General features: G+C 75.8%; 23 protein-coding genes. 2 read left to right on the top strand and 21 right to left on the bottom strand.

Annotated elements, in window-relative coordinates; genetic code table 11:
* Nucleotides 1–6 precede the first annotated feature (6 nt).
* From ACI79G_RS13700 to ACI79G_RS13675, 6 genes are read right to left on the bottom strand one after another with little or no spacing between them, the layout of a single operon-like run.
* The gene (locus ACI79G_RS13700; RefSeq protein ID WP_456881674.1) at nucleotides 7–828 is read right to left on the bottom strand and encodes a type III pantothenate kinase; all 822 of its coding nucleotides are present in this window, start codon (nucleotides 826–828) and stop codon (nucleotides 7–9) included.
* 3 nt (nucleotides 829–831) lie between these two features.
* Nucleotides 832–1,740, bottom strand: coding sequence for a carboxylating nicotinate-nucleotide diphosphorylase (gene nadC / locus ACI79G_RS13695; RefSeq protein ID WP_456881673.1), 909 nt, complete (start codon nucleotides 1,738–1,740; stop codon nucleotides 832–834).
* Nucleotides 1,737–3,413 carry an L-aspartate oxidase gene (locus ACI79G_RS13690; RefSeq protein WP_456881672.1) on the bottom strand — a complete coding sequence of 559 codons (1,677 nt, stop codon included), beginning with the start codon at nucleotides 3,411–3,413 and terminating at the stop codon, nucleotides 1,737–1,739. Before ACI79G_RS13690 ends, nadC begins: the two co-directional genes overlap by 4 nt.
* A complete protein-coding gene (panD, locus tag ACI79G_RS13685; RefSeq protein WP_456881671.1) occupies nucleotides 3,410–3,976 on the bottom strand; it encodes an aspartate 1-decarboxylase in 567 nt (188 codons plus the stop codon). The genes ACI79G_RS13690 and panD overlap by 4 nt, the downstream gene beginning before the upstream one ends.
* Nucleotides 3,973–4,818 (bottom strand): pantoate--beta-alanine ligase, encoded by an 846-nt coding sequence (gene panC / locus ACI79G_RS13680; protein WP_456881670.1) that lies wholly within the window; start codon nucleotides 4,816–4,818, stop codon nucleotides 3,973–3,975. Before panC ends, panD begins: the two co-directional genes overlap by 4 nt.
* A 28-nt stretch (nucleotides 4,819–4,846) precedes the next feature.
* On the bottom strand, nucleotides 4,847–5,806 hold the full coding sequence (locus tag ACI79G_RS13675) for a Rossmann-like and DUF2520 domain-containing protein (RefSeq protein ID WP_456881669.1): 960 nt from the start codon (nucleotides 5,804–5,806) through the stop codon (nucleotides 4,847–4,849).
* A gap of 265 nt (nucleotides 5,807–6,071) precedes the next feature.
* Between ACI79G_RS13675 and ACI79G_RS13670 the strand changes: the two genes are divergently transcribed.
* A complete protein-coding gene (locus tag ACI79G_RS13670) occupies nucleotides 6,072–6,824 on the top strand; it encodes an SDR family oxidoreductase (RefSeq protein WP_456881668.1) in 753 nt (250 codons plus the stop codon).
* Nucleotides 6,825–6,842: 18 nt separating this feature from the next.
* Here the strand turns inward: ACI79G_RS13670 and ACI79G_RS13665 are convergent, their stop codons facing one another.
* From ACI79G_RS13665 to ACI79G_RS13640, 6 genes are all read right to left on the bottom strand, one after another.
* On the bottom strand, nucleotides 6,843–7,970 hold the full coding sequence (locus tag ACI79G_RS13665) for a hypothetical protein (RefSeq protein WP_456881667.1): 1,128 nt from the start codon (nucleotides 7,968–7,970) through the stop codon (nucleotides 6,843–6,845).
* Nucleotides 7,971–8,060: 90 nt separating this feature from the next.
* Nucleotides 8,061–9,788: a LamG-like jellyroll fold domain-containing protein gene (locus ACI79G_RS13660; protein WP_456881666.1), complete on the bottom strand. Its 1,728-nt coding sequence runs from the start codon at nucleotides 9,786–9,788 to the stop codon at nucleotides 8,061–8,063.
* Nucleotides 9,789–10,016: 228 nt separating this feature from the next.
* The gene (locus tag ACI79G_RS13655; RefSeq protein ID WP_456881665.1) at nucleotides 10,017–10,151 is read right to left on the bottom strand and encodes a hypothetical protein; all 135 of its coding nucleotides are present in this window, start codon (nucleotides 10,149–10,151) and stop codon (nucleotides 10,017–10,019) included.
* Nucleotides 10,148–11,158, bottom strand: a complete 1,011-nt coding sequence (locus ACI79G_RS13650) for a glycine betaine ABC transporter substrate-binding protein (RefSeq protein WP_456881664.1) — start codon at nucleotides 11,156–11,158, stop codon at nucleotides 10,148–10,150. Before ACI79G_RS13650 ends, ACI79G_RS13655 begins: the two co-directional genes overlap by 4 nt.
* A 149-nt stretch (nucleotides 11,159–11,307) precedes the next feature.
* On the bottom strand, nucleotides 11,308–12,039 hold the full coding sequence (locus tag ACI79G_RS13645) for an ABC transporter permease (RefSeq protein ID WP_456881663.1): 732 nt from the start codon (nucleotides 12,037–12,039) through the stop codon (nucleotides 11,308–11,310).
* Nucleotides 12,036–12,758, bottom strand: coding sequence for an ABC transporter permease (locus ACI79G_RS13640; RefSeq protein ID WP_456881662.1), 723 nt, complete (start codon nucleotides 12,756–12,758; stop codon nucleotides 12,036–12,038). Before ACI79G_RS13640 ends, ACI79G_RS13645 begins: the two co-directional genes overlap by 4 nt.
* A gap of 3 nt (nucleotides 12,759–12,761) precedes the next feature.
* On the opposite strand from ACI79G_RS13640, the gene ACI79G_RS13635 reads away from it, so the two are divergent.
* Nucleotides 12,762–13,976 carry an ABC transporter ATP-binding protein gene (locus ACI79G_RS13635; protein WP_456881661.1) on the top strand — a complete coding sequence of 405 codons (1,215 nt, stop codon included), beginning with the start codon at nucleotides 12,762–12,764 and terminating at the stop codon, nucleotides 13,974–13,976.
* 117 nt (nucleotides 13,977–14,093) lie between these two features.
* On the opposite strand, the gene ACI79G_RS13630 is transcribed toward ACI79G_RS13635, so the two are convergent.
* From ACI79G_RS13630 to ACI79G_RS13590, 9 genes are all read right to left on the bottom strand, one after another.
* Nucleotides 14,094–14,591, bottom strand: a complete 498-nt coding sequence (locus ACI79G_RS13630; RefSeq protein WP_456881660.1) for a DUF3180 domain-containing protein — start codon at nucleotides 14,589–14,591, stop codon at nucleotides 14,094–14,096.
* A 5-nt stretch (nucleotides 14,592–14,596) separates the two neighbouring features.
* Nucleotides 14,597–15,103: a 2-amino-4-hydroxy-6-hydroxymethyldihydropteridine diphosphokinase gene (gene folK / locus ACI79G_RS13625; RefSeq protein ID WP_456881659.1), complete on the bottom strand. Its 507-nt coding sequence runs from the start codon at nucleotides 15,101–15,103 to the stop codon at nucleotides 14,597–14,599.
* A 76-nt stretch (nucleotides 15,104–15,179) separates the two neighbouring features.
* Nucleotides 15,180–15,563 (bottom strand): dihydroneopterin aldolase, encoded by a 384-nt coding sequence (gene folB / locus ACI79G_RS13620; protein WP_456881658.1) that lies wholly within the window; start codon nucleotides 15,561–15,563, stop codon nucleotides 15,180–15,182.
* Nucleotides 15,556–16,416 (bottom strand): dihydropteroate synthase, encoded by an 861-nt coding sequence (gene folP / locus ACI79G_RS13615; protein ID WP_456881657.1) that lies wholly within the window; start codon nucleotides 16,414–16,416, stop codon nucleotides 15,556–15,558. Before folP ends, folB begins: the two co-directional genes overlap by 8 nt.
* Nucleotides 16,417–16,492: 76 nt before the next feature.
* On the bottom strand, nucleotides 16,493–17,113 hold the full coding sequence (gene folE, locus ACI79G_RS13610) for a GTP cyclohydrolase I FolE (RefSeq protein ID WP_456881656.1): 621 nt from the start codon (nucleotides 17,111–17,113) through the stop codon (nucleotides 16,493–16,495).
* Nucleotides 17,110–19,098 carry an ATP-dependent zinc metalloprotease FtsH gene (gene ftsH / locus ACI79G_RS13605; protein WP_456881655.1) on the bottom strand — a complete coding sequence of 663 codons (1,989 nt, stop codon included), beginning with the start codon at nucleotides 19,096–19,098 and terminating at the stop codon, nucleotides 17,110–17,112. The genes folE and ftsH overlap by 4 nt, the downstream gene beginning before the upstream one ends.
* A 289-nt stretch (nucleotides 19,099–19,387) precedes the next feature.
* On the bottom strand, nucleotides 19,388–19,975 hold the full coding sequence (gene hpt, locus ACI79G_RS13600; RefSeq protein WP_456881654.1) for a hypoxanthine phosphoribosyltransferase: 588 nt from the start codon (nucleotides 19,973–19,975) through the stop codon (nucleotides 19,388–19,390).
* Nucleotides 19,972–21,006 (bottom strand): tRNA lysidine(34) synthetase TilS, encoded by a 1,035-nt coding sequence (tilS, locus tag ACI79G_RS13595; RefSeq protein ID WP_456881653.1) that lies wholly within the window; start codon nucleotides 21,004–21,006, stop codon nucleotides 19,972–19,974. Before tilS ends, hpt begins: the two co-directional genes overlap by 4 nt.
* Nucleotides 21,007–21,011: 5 nt before the next feature.
* Nucleotides 21,012–22,094 (bottom strand): zinc-dependent metalloprotease, encoded by a 1,083-nt coding sequence (locus ACI79G_RS13590; protein WP_456881652.1) that lies wholly within the window; start codon nucleotides 22,092–22,094, stop codon nucleotides 21,012–21,014.
* Nucleotides 22,095–22,172: the final 78 nt, after the last annotated feature.

The following is a 22,172-nucleotide window of genomic DNA, read 5'->3' as shown; positions in this document are numbered from 1 at the left end:
GCCACCCTACGGGGCGGCCGATCTCCGGGTCGGTGGGTGACGGAGGCCGGCCTCGTGCCGCTCGAAGGCCAGCCGCAGCCCGTGCACGGTGAGGTCCGGTTCCCGCTCCCCGATCGAGCGGCAGCTGTCGGCCACCAACGGCGCCAGCCCGCCCGTGGCGACGACGACCGGCGGGGCGCCGAACTGTCCGACCAGCTCGGCGGCGATCCGGGCGACCAGTCCGTCGACCAGGCCGGCGAAGCCCAGCACCAGGCCCGACTGCAGCGCCGCGACGGTGTTCTTGCCGATCGCCTGCGGCGGCACGGTCAGCTCCACCGAGCGCAGCTGCGCCGCGCGGGAGGCGAGCGCCTCGAGGCTGACCTCGACGCCGGGGGCCAGCGCGCCGCCGAGGAACTGCCCGTCGGGGCCCACGGCGTCGACGTTGGTCGAGGTGCCGAAGTCGACGACGACGACCGGGCGCCCGCCCCCGTTGGGACGGCGTCCGTACAGCTCGTGCGCGGCCAGCGCGGTGACCACCCGGTCGGCGCCGACCTCGCGCGGGTTGTCCACGTGCAGCGGGACGCCGGTCCGCACGCCGGGCCCGATGAGGACGACGGGCACGTCGAGGGAGTCGAGCAGCGCGCGCAGCGCCGGCAGCAGCGCGGGCACCGTCGAGCAGGCCGACACCCCGGTGACCTCGGTGTCGCGCAGCAGCCCGCGCCAGAGCATCCGCAGCTCGTCGCTGGTGGCCCGCGGTGCCGTCGTCACCCGCCAGCAGCCGACCCGGCGCGGACCGTCGAAGGTGGCCAGGACGGTCTGGCTGTTGCCGACGTCGACGGTGAGCAGCACGGGTCAGCCCGCCCGCAGGTCGAGGGCGAGGTCGAGGATCGGCGCGGAGTGGGTGAGCGCCCCCACCGAGAGGTGGTCGACACCGGTCTCGGCGACCGCCCGGGCCACCTCGAGGGTCAGCCCGCCGGTGGCCTCGAGCTCGGCCCGCCCGCCGACCAGGGCGACGACCTCGCGCAGGACGTCGGGCGGCATGTTGTCGCAGAGCAGGAAGTCCGCGCCGGCCTCGACCGCCTCGACCGCCTGCGCGGGCACGTCGACCTCGACCTGCACCGCCACCCGTGGCGCCCGCTCGCGCACGGCCGCGACGGCGGCGGCCACCGAGCCCGCGGCGGCGACGTGGTTGTCCTTGACCATGGCGACGTCGTAGAGCCCCATGCGCTTGTTCGACCCGCCGCCGCAGCGGACGGCGTACTTCTCCAGCGGCCGCAGCCCGGGCGTGGTCTTGCGGGTGTCGAGGACGACGGCGCCGGTGCCCTCGACCGCGTCGACCCAGCGGCGGGTGAGGGTGGCGATGCCGCTGGCCCGGCCGGCGATGTTCAGCGCGCTGCGCTCGGCGGCCAGCAGGGCGCGCACCGGCCCGCGCACGGTCAGCAGCACGTCGCCCCGGGCCACCCGGTCGCCGTCGGTGGCGCCCGCGGTGAGCGTGGCGCCGGGGGCGAGCCGGGTGAACACGCGGGCGGCGACCGGCAGGCCGGCGACGACGCCGTCGGCGCGGGCCACGAGGTCCGCGGTGCCCAGCTGCCCGGCCGGCACGGTGGCGGCGCTGGTGACGTCGTGCGCGACGGCCAGGTCGGGCGCGCTGGGCAGTGGCGCGCCGCCGGTGAGGTCCTCGGCGAGGGTGCGCTCGACCAGCTCGGTCACCCACGCCTCGTCCAGCCCGGTGCCCTCCAGCGAGCGGGGGTCGGCGCTCACCACTCCTCCACCAGAGGTGTCCCCACCGGACGGTGGGTCACCTGCAGGGCGCCGTCCCCGTCCAGCCGCACGTCCAGGTGCACCCGCCAGTCCTCCTCGGTGTCGGGGTGGTCCTCGCGCCAGTGGCAGCCGCGGGTCTCCTCGCGCACGGCGGCAGCGGTCGCCAGCGCGCCGGCCACGGTGAGCAGGTCGGTGGCCTCCCAGCCGGCCACGCCGGGCGCGACGTCCGGGCCGAGCCCCGTGGCGAGCGCGGCCAGCCGGCCGGTCGCCTCGGTCAGCCCCGCGCCGCTGCGCAGTGCGCCGACCCGCGCCGACATCGTCTCGGTGACGTCCCGCCGGCCGTCGGGGTCGAGCAGCCCGGACGGCGCGGCCGCCACCGCCACGACGGGGGACGACGGCGGCACCCCCGCGGCGAGGTGCGCGCCGATGCGGGCGGCGAAGACCAGCCCCTCCAGCAGCGAGTTCGACGCCAGCCGGTTGGCCCCGTGCACGCCGGTGCAGGCCACCTCACCGCAGGCGTACAGCCCGGGCACCGTCGTCCGGCCGGCCAGGTCGGTGACCAGACCGCCCGAGGCGTAGTGCGCTGCCGGGGTGACCGGCACCAGGTCGGTGACCGGGTCGACGCCGGCCGCGCGGCAGCTGGCCACGATCGTCGGGAAGCGCCCCGCGAGGTCGGGCACCGCGCGCGCGTCGAGCCACACGTGGTCGACGCCGTCGCGCAGCTGCACCCGGGTGATGCCCTTGGCCACCACGTCGCGGGGTGCCAGCTCGGCCAGCGGGTGCACGCCGACCATGAACCGCTCCCCCGCCCCGTCGCGCAGCACCGCGCCCTCGCCCCGCAGCGCCTCGCTGACCAGCGGCTGCTGGCCGCGCGCGTCCGGGCCCAGGTAGAGGGCGGTGGGGTGGAACTGGACGAACTCCAGGTCGGTGGCGACCGCGCCGGCGCGCAGGCCGAGGGCGACGCCGTCCCCCGTGGAGACCGGCGGGTTGGTGGTGGCGGCGTAGACCTGTCCCATGCCGCCGGTGGCGAGCACGACCGCGCGGGCGCGCACCGCGCCGACGCCGTCGGCGCTGCCCTCCCCCAGCACGTGCAGGGTGACGCCCGCGGCGCGGCCGGTGGCGTCGGTGAGCAGGTCGAGCACCATCGCGTGCTCGACGAGGGTGACGCCGGGGTCGGCCCGGACGGCGTCCTGCAGCGCGCGCTGCACCTCCGAGCCGGTTGCGTCACCGCCGGCGTGCACGATCCGGTCCGCGGAGTGCCCGCCCTCGCGGGTGAGCAGCAGCCGCCCGTCGGGGTCGCGGTCGAAGGCCGCACCCCAGTCGATCAGCTGGCGCAGCCGCTCGGGGCCCTCGCGCACCAGCACGGAGACCGCGGCGGGCTCGCACAGCCCCACCCCGGCGACCTCGGTGTCGCGGGCGTGCGCCTCGGCGGTGTCGGCGGGGTCGAGCACGGCGGCGATGCCGCCCTGCGCCCAGCGGGTCGACCCGTCGTCCACCCGGACCTTGGTGACGACGGCGACCGACAGCCCGGCCGCCCGGGCGTGCAGCGCCACGCACAGCCCGGCGATGCCCGAGCCGACGACGCAGACGTCGGCGGCCAGCTCCCAGCCGGGCGCCGGCGCGGCGAGGCGCCGCGGGAGCCCGGTGACCCGCCCGGCCGCCAGGGTCGTCACCGGACCGGCACGCCCAGGTCGCCGTGCCCTTCCGGACCCCTCCCGGCTCCCGCCCCGAGCATGCGAGGGGCGGGGAGGAGGGGGTCCTCCTGCTCGTCCTGCCCTCCGCTCGTGAGCTCGCGAGGAGACCCGGGACGAGGCCGGGGACCAGTCGAGAGCGGGCTCCGCCGATGGTCCCGGGCGCCGGGGACCGGGGCCGACGGGTCGCCGCCGAGCTCGACGACGCGGTTGGCGCCGTCGACGTGCACGACCCTCGGGGTGTGGGACCCGGCCTCGGTCTCGTCCATCAGGCCGTAGCTGATCAGGATGACCAGGTCGCCGGGGTGCACCAGGTGCGCCGCGGCGCCGTTGATGCCGATGACGCCGCTGCCCCGCTCGCCGGGGATGACGTAGGTCTCCAGCCGCGCGCCGTTGGTGACGTCGACGATGGCGACCTGCTCGCCGGGGATGAGGTCGGCGGCGTCGAGGAGGTCCTCGTCGATCGTCACCGAGCCCACGTAGTGCAGGTCGGCCTGGGTGACCGTCGCGCGGTGGATCTTGGACTTGAGCATCGTGCGCATCATCGCGCGCCTCCCAGCGTCAGAGGGGTGTTGTCGATGAGCCGGGTGCTGCCGGCGCGGGCGGCGGCGAGCAGCCGGGCCGGGCCGGCGGGCGGCGGGGGGCCGAGGTCGGGATCGGTCAGCTCCAAGTAGTCCTGGAGCAGGCCGGGCGCCTCGGCGAGGACGGCGCGGGCGGCGCCCAGGGCGGCGTCGGCGCCCCGCGGACCGGCCGCGGCCCCCGCGCGCAGCGCCCGGGAGATCGTGGCGGCGGTGACCCGCTGCTCCGGCGAGAGGTAGCGGTTCCGGGAGGACAGCGCCATCCCGTCGTCCTCCCGGACGGTCGGCACGCCGACGACCTCGACGCCCAGTGCCAGCTCGCGGGCCATCGCCCGCACGAGCGTGAGCTGCTGGTAGTCCTTCTCGCCGAAGACGGCGAGGTCGGGCCGCACCAGCCCGAAGAGCTTGGCCACGACGGTCAGCACGCCGGTGAAGTGGCCGGGGCGGACGGCGCCCTCGAGGACGTCGCCCAGCGGGCCGGGGTGGACGGTCACGCCCACCGCGCCCGGCGGGTAGACCTCGTCGACCGACGGGTGGAAGACGGCGTCGGCGCCCTCCTCGGCCAGCGCGGCGAGGTCGGCGTCCCAGGTGCGCGGGTAGCGGTCGAAGTCCTCACCGGGGCCGAACTGGGTCGGGTTGACGAACACCGAGACGACGACGCTGCCGGCCCGCTCCCGGGCGGCGCGCACGAGGGTGCGGTGGCCCTCGTGCAGGGCGCCCATCGTGGGCACCAGCGCGACCGGGCCGGGCAGCCCGGCGACGAGCCCGCGCAGCTCGACGACGGTCTCCGCGACAGCGGGGGTGGTCACCGGGGACCCGCCGGTGGGAGGACCACGGTCAGCCCTCCGCTCGCACGCTAGCCAGGGGACCCGGACCGTGGCCATCGAGCAGTTCGACCAGCGGTACGCCCTCGTGCCGCCTGAGCCGGCCGGTCGCCAGCGCGCGCTCGGTGGTGCGCCGGGCCAGCGCGACGTACGCCGCCACCGAGTCCGGCGCCCGCTCGGCGAGGGTGTCCAGGTGCCGGCGCACGGTGCCGACGTCCCCGCGGCTGACCGGGCCGGTGAGCCCGCGGTCGCCGCGGCGCAGGCCGTTGTCGAGCGCGGCGGTGAGCAGCGGGGCGAGCACCCGGCCGGGCTCGGCGACGCCCGCGGTGCGCAGCAGGTCCGCGGCCTCGGCGACCAGCGTGACCAGGTGGTTGGCGCCGGTGACCAGCGCGGCGTGGTACAGCCCGCGGTCGGCCTCGGCGACGAAGAACGGCTCGCCGCCCATCTCCAGGACCAGCGTCTCGGCCACCGGCCGGTGCTCCGGGGCGCTGGTGACGCCGAAGGGCGCGCCGGCGAGGCGGTCGGCGTCCTCGGGGGCGCCGGTGAAGGTCATGGCCGGGTGCAGCGCCAGCGGCAGGACGCCGGCCCGTGCGGCCGGGGCGAGGACCGCCAGGCCGTGCGCGCCGGAGGTGTGGAAGGCCAGCTGGCCGGCCCGCCAGACGCCGGTCTCGGCCAGGCCGGAGACGAGACCGGCCAGGCTGTCGTCGGGGACGGCGAGCACCACGAGGTCGGCGGCGGCCACGACCTCGTCGGTGGGCAGCAGCGGCACGCCGGGCAGCAGCCGGGCGGCGCGCTCGGCGGAGGCGGTGGAGAGGCCGGCGGCGGCGACCACGTCGTGGCCGGCGGCGGTGAGGGCGGCGCCCAGGACGGCGCCGACGCGCCCGGCGCCGACGATGCCGACGCGGAGACGGGCGGGGGCGGCGTCCGCCGGGCTGAGACCGGCAGCGCGGAGCGTCCTGCGGGCAGCAGGCATCGGTGCACCTCTCGTTCCAGTCCCTCGCGGGTACCGGACTCGGTGGTCGCGGGCTCCTCCGGTGGAGCCCGTCGCGTGTTGCGGTCCTGCGGTGGTGCCGGCGCGGGAGCCCGCTGCGACCGGAGGTGTCACGCGGGTGTCACGCCGAAGGCGAGTGTGTGACCGGTTCGGGGCGGGTGCAACGCCTCCCCCCTGTGGCGTGGATCACCTCGCGGGCCACCTACGGTGTCCGGCGGCGACGCAGACGCACGGCGGGAGGATCCGGGTGGGCAGCCTCGAGGGACGGACGGCGCTGGTCACCGGCGGGAGCCGGGGCATCGGCCTGGCGATCGCGCAGAGCCTGGTGGCGCGCGGGGCGCGGGTCGTCGTGACCGGCCGCAAGCCGGACGCGCTGGCCGAGGCGGTGTCGGCACTGGGCGGCCCGGAGGTGGCGGTGGGCGTCGCCGGCAACGCGGGGGACGCCGAGCACCGGGCCGAGGCCGTGCGCACCGCCGTCGACACCTTGGGCAGCCTGGAGATGCTGGTCGGCAACGTCGGCATCAACCCGGTCTACGGACCGCTGGTCGACCTCTCGCTGGACGGCTTCCGCAAGATCCTCGACACCAACGTCGTCGGCACCCTCGGCCTGGTCCAGGAGGCGTGGCGGGCCTGGATGGCCGAGCACGGCGGCTCGGTGCTGGTCGTGGCCTCGGTGGCCGGCCTCAAGGCCTCCCCGATGATCGGCGGCTACGGCGTGAGCAAGGCGGCGCTGGTCAACCTCGTCACCCAGCTCGCCGTCGAGCTCGGCCCGACGGTGCGGGTCAACGCGGTCGCGCCGGCGGTGGTGAGGACCCGCTTCGCCGGGGCGCTCTACGAGGGCCGGGAGGCCGAGGTCGCGGCGCAGTACCCGGTGGGCCGGCTGGGCGTGCCCGAGGACGTCGGCGAGGCGGCGGCCTACCTGCTCGGCGACGGCGCGGGCTGGGTGACCGGCCAGACGCTGGTGCTCGACGGCGGTGCGCTCTCCCGTGGTCCGTCCTGAGACCGGTCGGCGAACGGCTCAGCTGCGGCCGAGCACCCGCGCCAGGACGTCGTCGCTCTCGCCGTCCTCCCGGTAGCGGCGCCGGCGGCGGCCGCCGGACGGCGGGGTGAGGCCACTCCCGGCCGGCAGCTGCGCGAGCCGCCGACCGGGGGCCTCGTCCGCCTGGGCGGGTGCCTCGGTCGTCGGCACGGCCGCCCCGGGGACCGGCGGGCGCTCCCGCTGGGCGACCGGGCGCTCGGGGGTCAGCGCCGCGTCCGGCCGGAGCGCAGCGGGGGGCGTCGGTGCGTCGGTGCGGCGCCGGCGCGGCTCGGCGCGGACCTCGTCCAGCTGGCGGGTGCCCGCAGGCGGCTCGTCGGCACGCACGGCCGGCCAGGCTGCGGTCAGCTCCGGCGCCGGCGAGGTCCAGCTGTCGGCCTCCACCGTCCGCGGCGCGCTGGGCTCGGGTGCGGACCGGGTGGACGGGGTGCGCAGCATGACGCGCTCGACGAGCACCTCGCCGGAGAGCTGCTCGCGCAGCTCGGTGCGCAGGCGGCCGACGTCGGTGCGCAGCTCGGCCAGGGCGGTGGGGTCGAGGCCGGCCAGGGCGGTGCGCAGCTCGGCGAGCCCGGCCAGGTCCCGGCGCAGCGCGGCGACCTCGGCCACCTCCCGGCGCAGCTCGGCCACCTGGGCCATCTCCCGTCGCAGCTCGCCGAGCGCGGCCAGCTCCACGCGCAGCGCCTCCAGCTCGGCGCGCATCGACTGCTCGGCCGTGCGCCGCAGGTCGTGCTCCACCCGCAGCTCGTGCTCCCGGCGCGCGGCGACCGCACGCTCCAGTTCCCGTTCGTGGGCCAGCCGCAGCTCGGCCTCGCGCTCGGCCGCCGCCCGCCCAGGGTCGGCGCGCTCGGCGGCAGCCGGTTGCCCCTGGGCCGGCGAGGACACGTCAGCGGCCGGGCGGGACCTGACCAGCGAGGCGAGGACGAACGCCCAGGCCGCACCGACGACGGCGAGCCGCAGGAGCCGCGGATCATCGGTCAGGAGGACGACGGCGGTGGCGGCGACCGCGAGGCAGGAGCCCCCGGCCAGCCCCGCCGTCCGCAGGGCCGGGGACGCCCGACCGGCGGACCGGGCGTAGCGGCGCACCGGTGCGTCGTCCTGGTCCTCCCGCATGGTGATCAGGGTAACGGTCCGCAGGCTCCCGACCACGGAGAGCATCGAGCGGCGACGCAGCGGACCTCCGGGCCCTCGAGACCCGAACGCTCAGAAGCTGGCACCCCAGTGGATGGCGACGTCCTCCGGCGTCAGCTCCCGGTCGTACACCGACGCCTCGTCCAGCCGGCCGGAGAAGAAGTCCGCGCCCGGCCGGGTGGGGAAGGCGCTGTAGTCGCCGCCACCACCCCAGCGCCAGAAGCCCGTCAGCGCCCCGGTCGTCGTGGACGACGTGTCCTCCTGCACGAGAGCGCCGTCGACGTACAGGCGCATGCGCCCGCCGGCGCTCATCGTGGCGGTGACCAGGTGCCAGGTGCTGTCGCGGTGGTCCCGCGGGGAGACGACGGTCCGCTGGGGGGTGCGGATGGTGAACGCCAGGCTCCCGTTCCCGGTGAGGTAGACGGCCCCGTACGGAGCCGTCGCGGTACCCGTCTGGGTGGAGCCGAAGCTGACCAGCGGACCCGTGCCGCCGGAGGACCTGAACCACACCTCGGTGGAGAACGCGGCCGGCGTGGTGCGGCTGGCGCCGGTGGAGATGTCGTTGACGCCGCTGAGTCTGACCGCCGTCCCGGCGGTCGTCGTCCCGGTGGGCGCCCCGGCCACTCCCAGGTCGGGGTGGACGTGGAACGTGCCGCCGCGGTCGTTGGCGGAGGCGTCGGCCACGGTGAGCGCCCCGGGCGCCGGCTGCTCCTCCAGCTGCCAGTACAGGTGGAGGTTCGGGAACGCCTTCACCGACGTCGCGTAGTTGCCGGCGACCGTGCCCCTGCCCATGTCGTAGCGCTTCTTGACCTCGGTGGCGTTCAGCACCCCGGCGTAGACGGCGACCTCGTCGATGTCGCCGGTCCAGGTGTCCGGCGCCGGGCCCTCCGCGTCGGCGGCCGGGTCCGCGGTGGTGATGACGTCGGTCGGGATCGGGGCGGTACCGACCCGCCAGCGCCCCGCCACGGTCTGCGGCCAGGTGCCGCACAACCCGCGGTCGTAGGCCACGGCGCCGTCGACGTAGACGATCACCTGCGTGCCGTCCGAGCCGCAAGGCACGCTGCCGGGCTGGCCACTGGGGTCGATCACCGCGACGAGGTGGTGCCAGGCCGGGCTGGCCTGGTCGGTGGAGGTCCACGCCTTCGGGTCGGCGGCGTCGTACCCGCACACCTCCTGGAGGGTGGTCACGGGGTCCAGGGTCAGGCCGACGCAGGCCTGACCCCGCTCGTTGACGTACAGCTGGGTCCTGCCCGGGGTCGCGGAGGAGCCCTCGGGGAGCAGGCTCACCACCGCTCCGCCGTGGCCGGTCCGCACCCAGGCCTCCAGGGTCAGCTTTACCGGGCCCGTGCCGGCGCCGGTGACGGCGCCGGTGAGCGAGGTGGTGCCGCTGGCCGCGGCGTGGGCGTTCTGGGAGAAGTGCACGGCGCGCCGGGGCCCGCCCGCGCTCGCCGCGATCGCCCCCGAGGCGACGGAGGAGACCGCCCCGGCACCGTTGTACGTGCCGGTGGTGCCCACGAGGGCCGCGGCGGTGGAGCTGCCGTAGGGGTCGTCGAAGGGGTGGTACACCACGGGGCCGCTGTCCTGGACGGCGGTGCGGTAGTCGGGGAAGACGGCCGCGGTCGCCAGCTCGTTGCCCGTGCTGACCGTGGTGCCGGTGAAGGCCGCCCAGGCCCCGTCGGGGCCAGCGGTGGCGAGGGCAGCGGTGAGCAGGGCAGCGCAGCCGGCCAGCACGGCGCGGGGCGTCGGCCGGCTCAGCCGGGCGCGCCCCGCCCGGACCCGGTGGGCGTGGCCCTCACCCATGACCGGCCGTGCCTCCCCCGCGCAGCGGGGACGGCCGCCTGCCGGCGCTCCGCCCGACGTCGTCCCCACGCCGGGACGGCCGCGACGGGGGTCGCGGCGCGCTACGAGCGGCGGGTGCTCCCGACGTCGAGCGGTGCTGCGGCATCGGTTCCTCGTCTCCTGGTGCTGACGGCCGCGGTCACTACCCCATCGGCCGATGGGGTGACGTCCTTGAGCCGGCGTGCGACCTCAGTCGACGGCGGTGTCGACCTCCCCGGTGCAGGTGGCGGTGGTGCGCACGTACCCGGAGCTGCCGGGCACAGCGGCCGCGAGGACGGTCAGCCGCCTCCGCGCACGGGTGACGCTGCTGGTGTGCCGGCTCAACCCTGCTGCGCGAGCGCGCCGTCGGAGCTGAAGACCAGGCCGATGGAGATCTCGCCCTGCTGCAACGCGGCCTTGGTCAGCGGGCCGCCGGCGTCCAGCTCGCGGAAGTCGGCGAACTGCAGGCCGTAGGTCTCCTCCAGGCCGGGCTGGCAGAACGGCCGCTCCGGGCACTCCGTGGGACCACCCAGGACCAGCGACCCGTCGCCGCACGCGTCGGCCAGCTCGGACAGGGTGGAGACGCCGAGCCCCTCGGCGAAGGCCTGGGTCACGGCGAAGGCGTTCTGGTCGGCAGCCTCCGACGGCTCGCCGAAGACCAGGCCGGCCTGCTCGGCGAGCGGCTGCAGCGCGTTCACCGTCTCCTGGACGTCACCGCTGGCGACCGGCTCGGCGCTCGGGCCGTTGGCCTGCCGGTTGAGGAACTCGGTCACCGTCGACAGGTACTCCGGGAAGACCTGGATCTCCGAGCCGGAGATGAGCGCGGGCAGGTAGAGCTCCCGGTTGCCGACCTCGCGCACCGACGCGTCGAAGCCGGCGCCGTCGAGGACGTCGGCGTAGACGTTGGCCAGGATCGTCGACTCGGTGAAGTTCGAGCCACCCACCGCGATCGGGCCGCTGCCCTGCTCGAGGGCGGCGGTGTCGACGTTCTCCTCGACCCAGGCAGCAGCGACGTCCTCGGCGCTCTGCCGCTCGAGGTCGACGGCGGCGTTGAGGTCGATCAGCTCCTCGGTGGTCAGCGCCTCGGACACCGCGTCGAGCGCGGGCAGCAGCGCCGGGTTGGCCTGCGCGGTGGCCATGTTGACCGCCGGGACGATGTTGTCGGCGTTCTGCAGCTGCTGGTCGTCCTCGAGCACGACGAGCTGCTCGCCGGCCACGGGGGCGCAGGCGTCGCCGGACGCGCCGCCGCTGGCCTCGGCGCCGCCGGTGCCCGAGGAGCCGGACTCGCCGCAGGCGGTGAGCAGCAGCCCGGTGAGGGTCAGGGGGACGAGGATCCGTGCACGGCTGCGCATGTGGCCCGCCTTCTGTGTCCCGCGCGGCCACGGGGCCGCGGCGCGTGTCTGGCGGGGAGGAGCCCCGCGCAGGCCATGCAACTCCTGACCACCCGGCGCAGCCACGCGCACCGGCCAGGTGTTGCCCGGTTGTTACGAAGACACGCCGGTCAGAGCGGCACGCCCGACGACGTCGGCTCCGGCTCGCCCGCTCGGGGCGCCCGCACCGGCCGCAGCGGCCACCGGCGCGGGCCGGGCGTCACCGCCGTCGAGAGCAGCACGAGCAGGAGCTCGGTGAGCAGCGCCAGGGTGGCCACCAGCACGGCGCCGGCCAGGATCACGCCGGTGTCCTGCTGGCCGAAGCCGAGGTTGATGATCCGCCCGAGCCCTCCCCCGCCGACCAGCGCGGCCAGGGTCGCGGTCGCCACGACCTGCACCGCCGCCGTCCGCACGCCGGTCGCGACCAGCGGCAGGGCGAGCGGGAACTCGACCCGGGTCAGCATCTGGCCGCGGCTCATGCCCATCGCCCGAGCGGCCTCGCGCACGTCGCGGTCGACCTCGCGGAAGCCGACGTGGGTGTTGGTGAGCATCGGCGGGACGGCGAAGGCGGCCAGCGCCAGGACGGTGCCGGTCTCGCTGAATCCCAGCGGGGTGACCGCCAGGACGGTGAGCAGGGCGAGGGTGGGCACCGCCCGGCTCACGTTGGAGACGACGACGACCGCTCCGGCGCCGCGGCCGCTGCGGCCCAGCAGCACCCCGGTAGGGACGGCGAGGACGGCGGCGAGCAGCACGGCCAGCGCGGAGATCCGCAGGTGCTGGACCAGCAGGTCGAGGATGCCGCCGGTCCGGGTCCAGTTGAACGGGTCGTTGAGGTAGACGAACGCCTCGCCGAACGCACTCACCGCACGGCCCTCGTCCACGGGGTGAGCAGCCGCTCCAGCCCGGCCATCAGCACATCGGCGACCAGCGCCAGCAGCACGCAGCCGACGGCGCCGGTCACGATCTCGGCCCGGTAGAAGTTGGAGTTCAGACCGCCGATGATCAGCTGCCCCAGCCCGCCGTTGCCGGTGATGACCCCGACGGTGACCAGGGCGACGGTGGAGACCGTGGCGATCCGCAGGCCGGCCATGAAGGCCGGCAGGGCCAGCGGCAGGTCGACCCGGAGGAACAGCCGCGCGGAGCCGTAACCCATGCCGCGGGCGGCCTCGCGCACGTCCGCGGGCACGCCCTGCAGCCCCGCGAGGAAGTTCCGCACCAGGACCACCAGGGTGTACAGCGTCAGCCCGATCAGCACCGTGGTCGCCGACAGCGGGCCGGTGAACGGCGCGAGGAAGGCGAACATCGCCAGCGACGGGATGGTGTAGACGACCGAGCTCAGGCCGAGGACCGGGCCGGCCAGGAACCGGGTGCGCCGGGCGAGCAGCGCGAGCGGCAGCGCGACCAGCGCGCCGAGCAGCACGGCGCCCACGGTCAGCCTGACGTGCTGGCCGAGGTACCCCACAATGGTGTCCCAGTTGTCGGTCACGTAGGACGGGTCGAACCAGGGGTTCGGTGCCTCGTCCGCGGCGAGCACCGGGGCCGCCGGGCCGCTCGTCGCGCTCAGCGCACCCAGGGAGGCCACCCCGTGGACGCTACTGCCGCCGCCTCGCCGCTGCGCCGGGCGGACCCCGCGGCCGGCGACGCCCCCGAGATCCGGCTCGAGGGGGTCAGCAAGGTCTACCCCGACGGCACCGTGGGCGTGGCCCAGCTCGACCTCACCTTCGCCGCCGGAGAGCTGTCGGTCCTGGTCGGCCCGTCGGGCTGCGGCAAGACGACGACGATGAAGATGGTCAACCGGATCATCGAGCCGACGACCGGCCGCATCCTGCTCGGCGGCGAGGACGTCACCCGGGTCGACGCCGACCGGCTGCGCCGCCGCATCGGCTACGTCATCCAGAGCGTCGGGCTCTTCCCCCACCAGACGGTGCGGGCCAACGTCGCGACCGTCCCCCGGCTGCTGGGCTGGGACCGCCGCGAGATCCGCGACCGGGTCGAGGAACTGCTCACCCTGGTCGGCCTCGACCCCGCCGTCCACGGCGACCGCTACCCCGCCCAGCTCTCCGGCGGGCAGCGGCAGCGGGCCGGCGTGGCCCGAGCGCTGGCCGCCGACCCCGGCGTCCTGCTGATGGACGAGCCGTTCTCCGCCGTCGACCCGGTGGTGCGCGAGCGGCTGCAGTCGGAGTTCCTGCGGCTGCAGGAGACGGTGCGCAAGACGATCGTCTTCGTCACCCACGACATCGAGGAGGCGGTGCGGCTCGGCGACCGCATCGCGGTGATGAGCACCGGCGGGCACGTCGAGCAGTTCGCCCCGCCCGCCGAGCTGCTGGGCCGGCCGGCCAACCGGACGGTGGCCGACTTCGTCGGCGCCGACCGGGGGCTCAAGCGTCTCGCCGTGACCCCGGTCGAGCCCGCCGACCTCGAGCACCCGCCGGTGGTGGCGCTGACCGACGGGCTCGCGGAGGCCGGCGCGGCGCTCGACCGCACCGGCGCCGGCTGGGCGGTGGTGCTCGACGTCGCCGGCCGCCCGGCCGGGTGGTTGCCCGCCGACCGCGCCGCGGGCGCGGGGACGGTCGCCTCGGCCGTGGTCCCCTCGAACGGCGCGGTGCCGGTGCAGGCTTCGCTGCGGACGGCGCTGGCCGCGATCCTGCAGACCGACGCCGGGTGGGTGCCGGTGCTCGACGGCGACCGCTACCTCGGCGTCCTCACCCCGGCCGCCGTGCACGCCACGCTGCGCCGGTCGGTCACCTCGTCGGCCTCCCGGCCGACACCGCGGCCAGGTGCCGTCCCCGAGCGCCGCTGAGCCGCTGCCCGTGCCCCGGTCGGACGAAGGACCCCGTCCTGCCCACCCGTCGCAGGCTCGGGGCGGGCCCCCGGACGGGGCCACCGGGCTCCCGGGACCGGCCCACCCCGGCGGTGATCAACCGCGGACGGCGCCCGGCGGCCGCTCGTCGTCGGGGCCCGGCGGGATGCGGCAGACCGACTCCAGCCACAGCGCGGCGGCGACCAGGGCCGCGGAGCAGACCACCCCGACGACCCCGGTGACGGCGTCGGACCCGGCGGTCTGCAGCCGCGGGACCGCCGGCCCCACGTAGAGCAGCACGCCCACCCAGGTGCCGACGAACGCCGCGCCGACGTACGCGCTGGCCTGCGCCAGGACCGCGAGCCGGGCCACGAGCAGGGGCTCGACCGGCCGGACCGGCGCACTGCCCCGCTCGGCGGGGGGACGGCGGTCCCGCTGGGCGGCCAGCCGGGCGCGCAGGGTGCGGGCGCCGAGCGCCTCGGCCAGGGCCAGCACGCCGAGCGGCACCGGGAGCCACCAGCGCAGCGCGGGCAGCGAGCCGTAGCCGGCCCGCACCACCAGCCAGGTGGCGACGGCCAGACCGGCGGCGAGGACCAGCAGGTCGCGCCGGTTCACCGGCCTCAATGCAGGTGCTCCCAGCGCACGACGGCGGCGACGTCCTCCGGCGGCAGCGCGGCCAGCAGCTCGCTCACCCGGCCGCGGCCCGGCAGCACCGCGGTGGGGTCGAGGCCGGCCCACGGCACGAGCACGAAGGCCCGCTCGTGCGCCCGGGGGTGCGGCAGCGTGAGCGCCGGGTCGTCGGAGAGGACCGGCCGGCCGTCGTCCCCGGTGACCGTGACGACGTCGACGTCGAGGGTGCGCGGGCCCCAGCGCACGTCGCGGGTGCGCCCGGCTGCCTGCTCCAGCTCGTGCGCGCGGGCCAGCCAGCCGGCGGCGTCCCGGTCGCCACGGACGACGACCACCGCGTTGAGGTACGGCGGCTGCTCGACCGGTCCCCACGGCGGGGTCTCGTACAGCGTCGAGCGGGCCACCAGCACGCCGTCGTCCTTGAGTGCGGTGATCGCGGTGCGCAGCGCGGCGGCGCGGTCCCCCAGGTTCGCGCCCAGCGACAGGACCGCGCGACTCACCGGGTCGCCTCGCCGGCGCTCGTCGACCCGCTCCGCCGCCCGGCTGCTGCGCTCCTGCGTGAACGCGCGGGCTCGCTCACGTCCGCTCCCGCCGGATGCTGACCGTGACGTCGTCGAAGGGGACGCCGAGGTCGGCCTCCGGCTTGTGCACGGTGATCTCGACGGCGTCGACCAGCGGGTCGTCCAGGCAGGCGTCGGCCAGCCGCTGGGCGAGGGTCTCCAGCAGGTCGACCGGCTCCCCCGTCAGGACGCTGTGCAGCGCGCGGGCCAGCTCGGCGTAGTTGACCGTGCGCTCGAGGTCGTCGTCGGCGGCGGCCGGCGCGGTGTCGAGCTCCAGGACGGCGTCGACGCGGAAGGTCTGCCCCAGCCGGCGCTCGGCCTCGTACACGCCGTGGAAGGCGTGCGCGGTCAGGCCCCGGACGGCGATGCGGTCGAGGCGGGGTGGGTGGGTGTCAGCCACGGCGCTCACCCTCGCGACGGGCCGCCTGGACGGCGGCGACGGTGCGGACGGCGTCGACCGAGGCCGCGGCGTCGTGCACGCGCACCCCCCAGGCGCCGGCCTCCGCGGCGAGCACGGTGGTGGCCAGCGTGGCGGCGTCCCGCTGCTCGGCCGGCCGCAGCGTGCCGTCGGCGTCGGCGAGCAGCCGGCCGAGGAAGGACTTGCGGGAGGCGCCGACGAGCACCGGCAGACCCAGGCCGACGACGCGGTCGAGGCCGGCCAGCAGCCGCCAGTTGTGCTCGGCGCGCTTGGCGAAGCCCAGGCCGGGGTCGAGCACCAGCTGTTCGGGGGCGACGCCCGCGGCGACGACGTCCTCGACCCGGGCGGTGAGCTCGGCGCAGACCTCGGTGACGACGTCCCCGTACCGGGCCGCGGCGTACATCTCGCGGCTGTGTCCGCGCCAGTGCATGAGCACCCAGGGGACGCCGGCCTCGGCGACCAGCTCGGCCATGTTCTTGTCGGCCAGGCCGCCGCTCACGTCGTTGACGAGCACCGCCCCCGCCTCGAGGGCCGCCTCGGCCACCTCGGCGCGGGTGGTGTCGACGCTGGCGCGCACCCCGGCGGCGGACAGCTCACGGATCACGGGGACGACCCGGCGGCACTCCTCCTCGGCGTCCACCCGGTCCGCACCGGGCCGGGTGGACTCCCCGCCGACGTCGACGTAGTCGGCGCCGGCGGCGTGCATCGCCAGGCCGTGGGCGACGGCCGCGCCGGCGTCGGCGAAGCAGCCGCCGTCGGAGAAGGAGTCGGGCGTGACGTTGAGGACCCCCATGACCACGCAGTGGTCGGGGCGCGGGAGGGGGAGGAGGTTCACCGTCGTCCCTGTCCGGCTCCGCGCTGGCTCCGCTCCTCGCTGGCAGAGCTCATGCGGTGCTCACTCGCTGTCGCCTTCACCGACCCAGCACGAGGCTCATCGCCTCGCTGCGGGTCGCCGCGTTCTCCCGGAAGATGCCGCGCACGGCCGAGGTGACCGTGGACGAGCCGGGCTTGCGGATGCCGCGCATGGCCATGCACAGGTGCTCGGCCTCGATCACCACGAGCACGCCGCGCGGCTTGAGGACGTCGGCCAGCGCGTCGGCGATCTGGCTGGTCATCCGCTCCTGCACCTGCGGGCGCCGGGCGTAGACCTCCACCAGCCGGGCCAGCTTGGACAGCCCGGTGACGCGCCCGTCCTCGCCCGGGATGTAGCCGACGTGCGCGACCCCGTGGAAGGGCACCAGGTGGTGCTCGCAGGTCGAGTACATCGGGATGTCCTTGACCAGGACCATCTCGTCGTGGTCCTCGTCGAAGGTCGTCGCCAGGACCTCGGCCGGGTCCTGCCACAGCCCGGCGAAGGTCTCGGCGTAGGCGCGGGCGACCCGGTCGGGGGTGGCCTGCAGGCCGGGACGGTCGGGGTCCTCGCCAACGGCCAGCAGCAGCTCGCGCACGGCGGCCGCGGCACGGGCGTGGTCGACGCCCGGCCGCGGCCGCTCCAGCAGCAGGTCCTCCGGTTCGGCCGGGATCTGGCTCATCTCTGCGCCGGGGCGCCGACGTCTCCCACGGCCGTGCTCCCGTGGCCGACGTGGCCGTTGCCGTTCTGCGCGGCCCGCTCGGCCGGGGTCAGCACCGGCGGCTGGTCCGACGGCGTGCGCTTCCCGAAGCCGTTGTACGGGGCCAGCGACGGACGCTTGGTGACCGGCGCGCAGATGCGGGCCATGTCCTCCTTGGAGAGGGTCTCCTTCTCCATCAGCTCGAGCACGAGCTGGTCGAGGACCCCCCGGTACTCGACCAGGATCTCCCACGCCTCGTCGTGCGCGGCCTCGATCAGGGCGCGGATCTCCGCGTCGATGTCGGCGGCGACGGCCTCGGAGTAGTCCGGCCGGGTGCCCATGTCGCGGCCGAGGAACGGCTCGGACTCGTTGCTGCCGTACTTCACCGCACCGAGCTTGGCGCTCATGCCGTACTGGGTGACCATCGCCCGCGCCATGCCGGTCGCCTTCTCGATGTCGTTGCCGGCGCCGGTGGTGGGCTCGTGGAAGACGAGCTCCTCGGCCGCCCGGCCACCCAGGGCGTAGGCGAGGGTGTCGATCATCTCCGACCGGGTCTGCGTGTACTTGTCCTCGGTCGGCAGCACCAGCGTGTGCCCGAGCGAGCGGCCGCGCGGCAGGATCGTCACCTTGTGCACCGGGTCCAGGTTGGGCAGTGCGTGCGCCACCAGGGCGTGGCCGCCCTCGTGGTAGGCGGTGACCTTCTTCTCCTTCTCGCTCATCGCCCGCGTCTTGCGCTCGGGGCCGGCGATGACGCGGTCGATCGCCTCCTCGAGGACGTCGTCGGTGATCACCGTGCCGTTGTTGCGGGCGGTGAGCAGCGCGCCCTCGTTGAGCACGTTGGCCAGGTCGGCGCCGGTGAAGCCCGGCGTGCGGCGCGCCACGGTCTCCAGGTCGACGTCCGGGGCGAGCGGCTTGCCCTTGGCGTGCACCTCGAGGATCCGCTTGCGGCCCTCGAGGTCGGGGCGGTCGACGGCGATCTGCCGGTCGAAGCGGCCCGGGCGCAGCAGCGCCGGGTCGAGGATGTCCGGCCGGTTGGTGGCGGCGATCATGATGACGCCGCCCTTGACGTCGAAGCCGTCCATCTCGACGAGCATCTGGTTGAGCGTCTGCTCGCGCTCGTCGTGGCCGCCGCCCATGCCGGCGCCGCGGTGCCGGCCGACGGCGTCGATCTCGTCGACGAAGATGATCGCCGGCGCGTTCTGCTTGGCCTGCTCGAACAGGTCGCGGACCCGGCTGGCGCCGACACCGACGAACATCTCGACGAAGTCGGAGCCGGAGATGGAGAAGAACGGCACCCCGGCCTCGCCGGCGACGGCGCGGGCCAGCAGCGTCTTGCCGGTCCCGGGAGGGCCGAAGAGCAGCACGCCCTTGGGGATCTTGGCGCCGACGGCCTGGAACTTCACCGGGTTGGCCAGGAAGTCCTTGATCTCGTGGAGCTCCTCGATGGCCTCGTCGGCACCCGCGACGTCGGCGAAGGTCGTCTTCGGGCTGTCCTTGGTGATCTGCTTGGCCTTGGACTTGCCGAAGGCCATGACCCCGCGGCCGCCGCCCTGCATGGAGTTGAACAGCCAGAACAGCAGGAGCAGGAGGATCACGAACGGCAGGAAGCTGATCAGCAGGCTGACCAGGACGCTGTCCTGCGTGACGTTGGTGTTGAAGTCGACACCCTCGCCGTCACCCAGGCCGGAGACCAGGTCGAAGACGTCGTCGGCGGCACCGAGCGGGTAGGACGCGGTGATCTGGTCGCTGCCCTCGACCGGGTTGGTCAGCTCCAGGTCGAGCGTCTGTTCCTTGTCGTTGATCGTGACCTGGCGGGCGTTGCCGTTCTCGATCTGCTCCAGCGCGGTCGCGGTGCTGACCTCCTGGAAGCCGCCGTTGCCGCGGAACAGCGAGGAGAACACCAACGCCAGGAGGACGACGAGGACGACCCAGAACCACACGGAGCGGAAGATCTTCTTGCGTTCCATACACCGATGCCGGGCGGCCGGGTGCTCCGGCCTGTCCCGTCCACCCTCCTGATCGTCCGGGGGACGCTCCCTGCGGCCCGGGCGGGCACCCTGGCGCTACGGCGCAGCGTCGTTGGATCGACGGTACACCGGCGAGCCTGTGCATCCGCTGTGCGACAGCGGGAGCCTGGCCGACAACCCCCTGGCGGGTGGGCTGCGACATCGCGGTCCTCCCGGACCGCACCGCGGTCACGTGCCGCCCTCTGCGTCGACGACCAGCTCAGCTGGTCATCGCGGAGCCGACCGACGATCAGCTCGAGTACACCTCGGGCTTGAGCGTCGCGATGTAGGGCAGGTCGCGGTAGCGCTCGGCGTAGTCCAGTCCGTAGCCGACGACGAACTCGTTGGGGATGTCGAAGCCGACGTAGCGCACCGGGACGTCGACCTTCACCGCGTCGGGCTTGCGCAGCAGGGCGCAGACCTCGAGCGAGGCCGGACGCCGCCCGCCGAGGTTCTTCAGCAGCCAGGACAGCGTCAGCCCGGAGTCGATGATGTCCTCGATCACCAGCACGTGCTTGTCGCTGATGTCGCGGTCGAGGTCCTTGAGGATGCGGACGACACCGGAGGAGCTGGTGGCCGAGCCGTAGGAGGAGACCGCCATGAACTCCATCTGGGTGGGCAGCCGCAGCGCCCGGGCGAAGTCGCTCATGAACAGCACCGCGCCCTTGAGGACGCCGACCAGCAGAACCTCGCGCCCGGCGTAGTCGCCGGCGACCTGGTCGGCCAGCTCGGCGATCTTGGCCTGGATCTGCTCCTCGCTGAGCAGCACGTGGTCGATGTCCGGGCCGTAGCCGTGGTCGTTGCCGAGCTCTGCTGGAGCGGTGGCGGGCTCGCTCACGGGCGGGACTCCTCGCGGGTGGGGGGTGCGTCCTCGGGACGGGGGCCCCGCACGACGGGGGGCGACAGCACCAGCCTGCCAGACGTCCGGAGGGCTCCCGCACCGCCGGGTAGGTCCACCCGGCCCTGTCCCCGCCAGTGCGTGACGAGCGCCTCCACCGCACGCAGGTGGACCGCCTGGACGTCGGGGACACCGGCGCCGCGCAGCCAGCCACGGAGCACCCGCCGGCGCAGCGCCGCGGGCAGCGCGGCCAGCTCGCGGGCGGGCAGGCCGCCGTCGACCGCCTCCCCGGCGAGCCGGGCCAGCTGCGTCGCGGCCAGCTCGTCGAGGGCGTCGAGGTCCTCCCGGAGCAGGTCGGCGGTGCGGGCCAGGGCGGGGGCGACGCCGCCGCCGAGCACCTCCTCCATCAGCGGCAGGACCTCGCCGCGCAGCCGGGCGCGGGTGTAGGCGGGGTCGGCGTTCCAGGGGTCGTCCCACACCGGCAGGCCCTGGTCCGCGCACGCCTCGCGGGCGGTGGCGCGGCGGACGCCGAGGAGCGGGCGCCACCAGAGGACGCCGCCGCTCGTCCGTTCGGCGACCATGCCGGCCACCGAGCGCGGGCCCGAGCCGCGGCCCAGCCCGAGCAGCACCGTCTCGGCCTGGTCGTCCAGGGTGTGCCCGAGCGCGACGCGGGCGCCGAGGTCGGTGGCCGCGGCGGCGAGTGCTGCGTACCGCGCCGTGCGGGCGGCTCCCTCGGGTCCGCCGTCCGCGCCGACCGCCACGCGGCGGACGAGCACGGGGTCCAGGCCGAGTCCGCGGAGCAGCTCCGCCGTCCGCTCGGCCCGCTCCCCGGAGCCGGGCTGCAGGCCGTGGTCGACGGTCACCGCGCCGACGCGGACCCCGGCGGACCGGGCCTCGAAGGCCAGGGCCGCGGCCAGGGCGAGGGAGTCCGCTCCCCCGCTGACCGCGGCGAGCACCGGCTGCCCGCTCCCCCGCAGACCCGGCCGTACGGCGGTCCGCAGGACCGCGACGGCCCGCGGCGGGCCGGACACCGCCCTCAGGCGGGGATGGCGGGGCGGCCGTGCACCCGCTCGACCCAGCGCGCGGGGTCGGTGAGCTCCTCGATGCGGGGCAGGTTCTCCGGCCCCTCCCACACCCGGTTGAAGCCCTCCATGCCGACGAGGTCGACGACCCCGCCCACGAACACGCGGCCCTCGGCGTACTGCCGCATCTTCTGCTCGAGGCCGAGCAGCCGGCGCAGCACGCGGTCGATCGGGCCGCGGCCCTTGCGGCGCTGCGCGAACCGCTTGCGCAGCGTCCGGACCGACGGGACGACGTCCGGACCGACGCCGTCCATCACGAACTCGGCGTGCCCCTCGACCAGGCTCATCACGGCGGTGACCCGGTCGAGGACGGCGCGCTGCGCGGGGTCCTGCACCAGCGCCATCAGCCCGGCGTCGTCCCCGCCCTCGCCGCGGGCGGCGTCGAGGACGCTGTGCAGCACGTCGCGCACCCGGTCGCGGAGCACGTCGGGGTCCAGGTCGGTGGCCTCGACGAACTCGGCCATCTGCGCCTCGAGGTGGTCCTTGAGCCACGGGACGGCGGTGAACTGCAACTGGTGGGTCACCTCGTGCAGGCACACCCACAGCCGGAAGTCGCTGGGGTCGACGCCCAGCCGGCGCTCGGCGTCGACGATGTTGGGGGCGACCAGCAGCAGCCGGCCGCCGGTGCCGAAGACCTCGTACTGGCCGAGCACGCGGGAGGAGAGGAAGGCGAGCACGCCGCCGGCCTGCACGCCGGTGGCGCGGGAGCCGATGGCGGTGGCCAGCGGTCCGGGCCGGGACTGCTGCCGGGCGGCGAGCGCGTCGACCAGCGGGTCGAGCAGCGCGGACATCCCCTGCGTGTTGGCGTCCACCCAGCCGGGCCGGTCGACGACGGCGACCTCGGGCACCGGTCCGCCCGGGACGGGGTGCAGGCCGGTGAGGCCCTCGACGTGCGCGACGGCGGTCGCGGCGGCCTCGTGCAGCTCACGGACGACCGCGGCGGCCTCCGCCCGCGTCGTCTGCGGGCCGGGGCCGACCAGGCGGCGGGCGGTGCGTCCGGCGAGGTCCCAGTCCACCATCCGTGCGGGGCTGCTCATCGGCCTCACGGTACGCGGAGGGAGGCTCCCCTGCCCCTACCTGGCGCCGTCCGGAGGCTCGCCGCGCGACCCCGTCCC

It is taken from the genome of Geodermatophilus sp. SYSU D00779, assembly GCF_054050595.1.
Note: the sequence above shows the minus strand (reverse complement) of the source record. Positions and strands in the feature narration are given on the sequence as shown.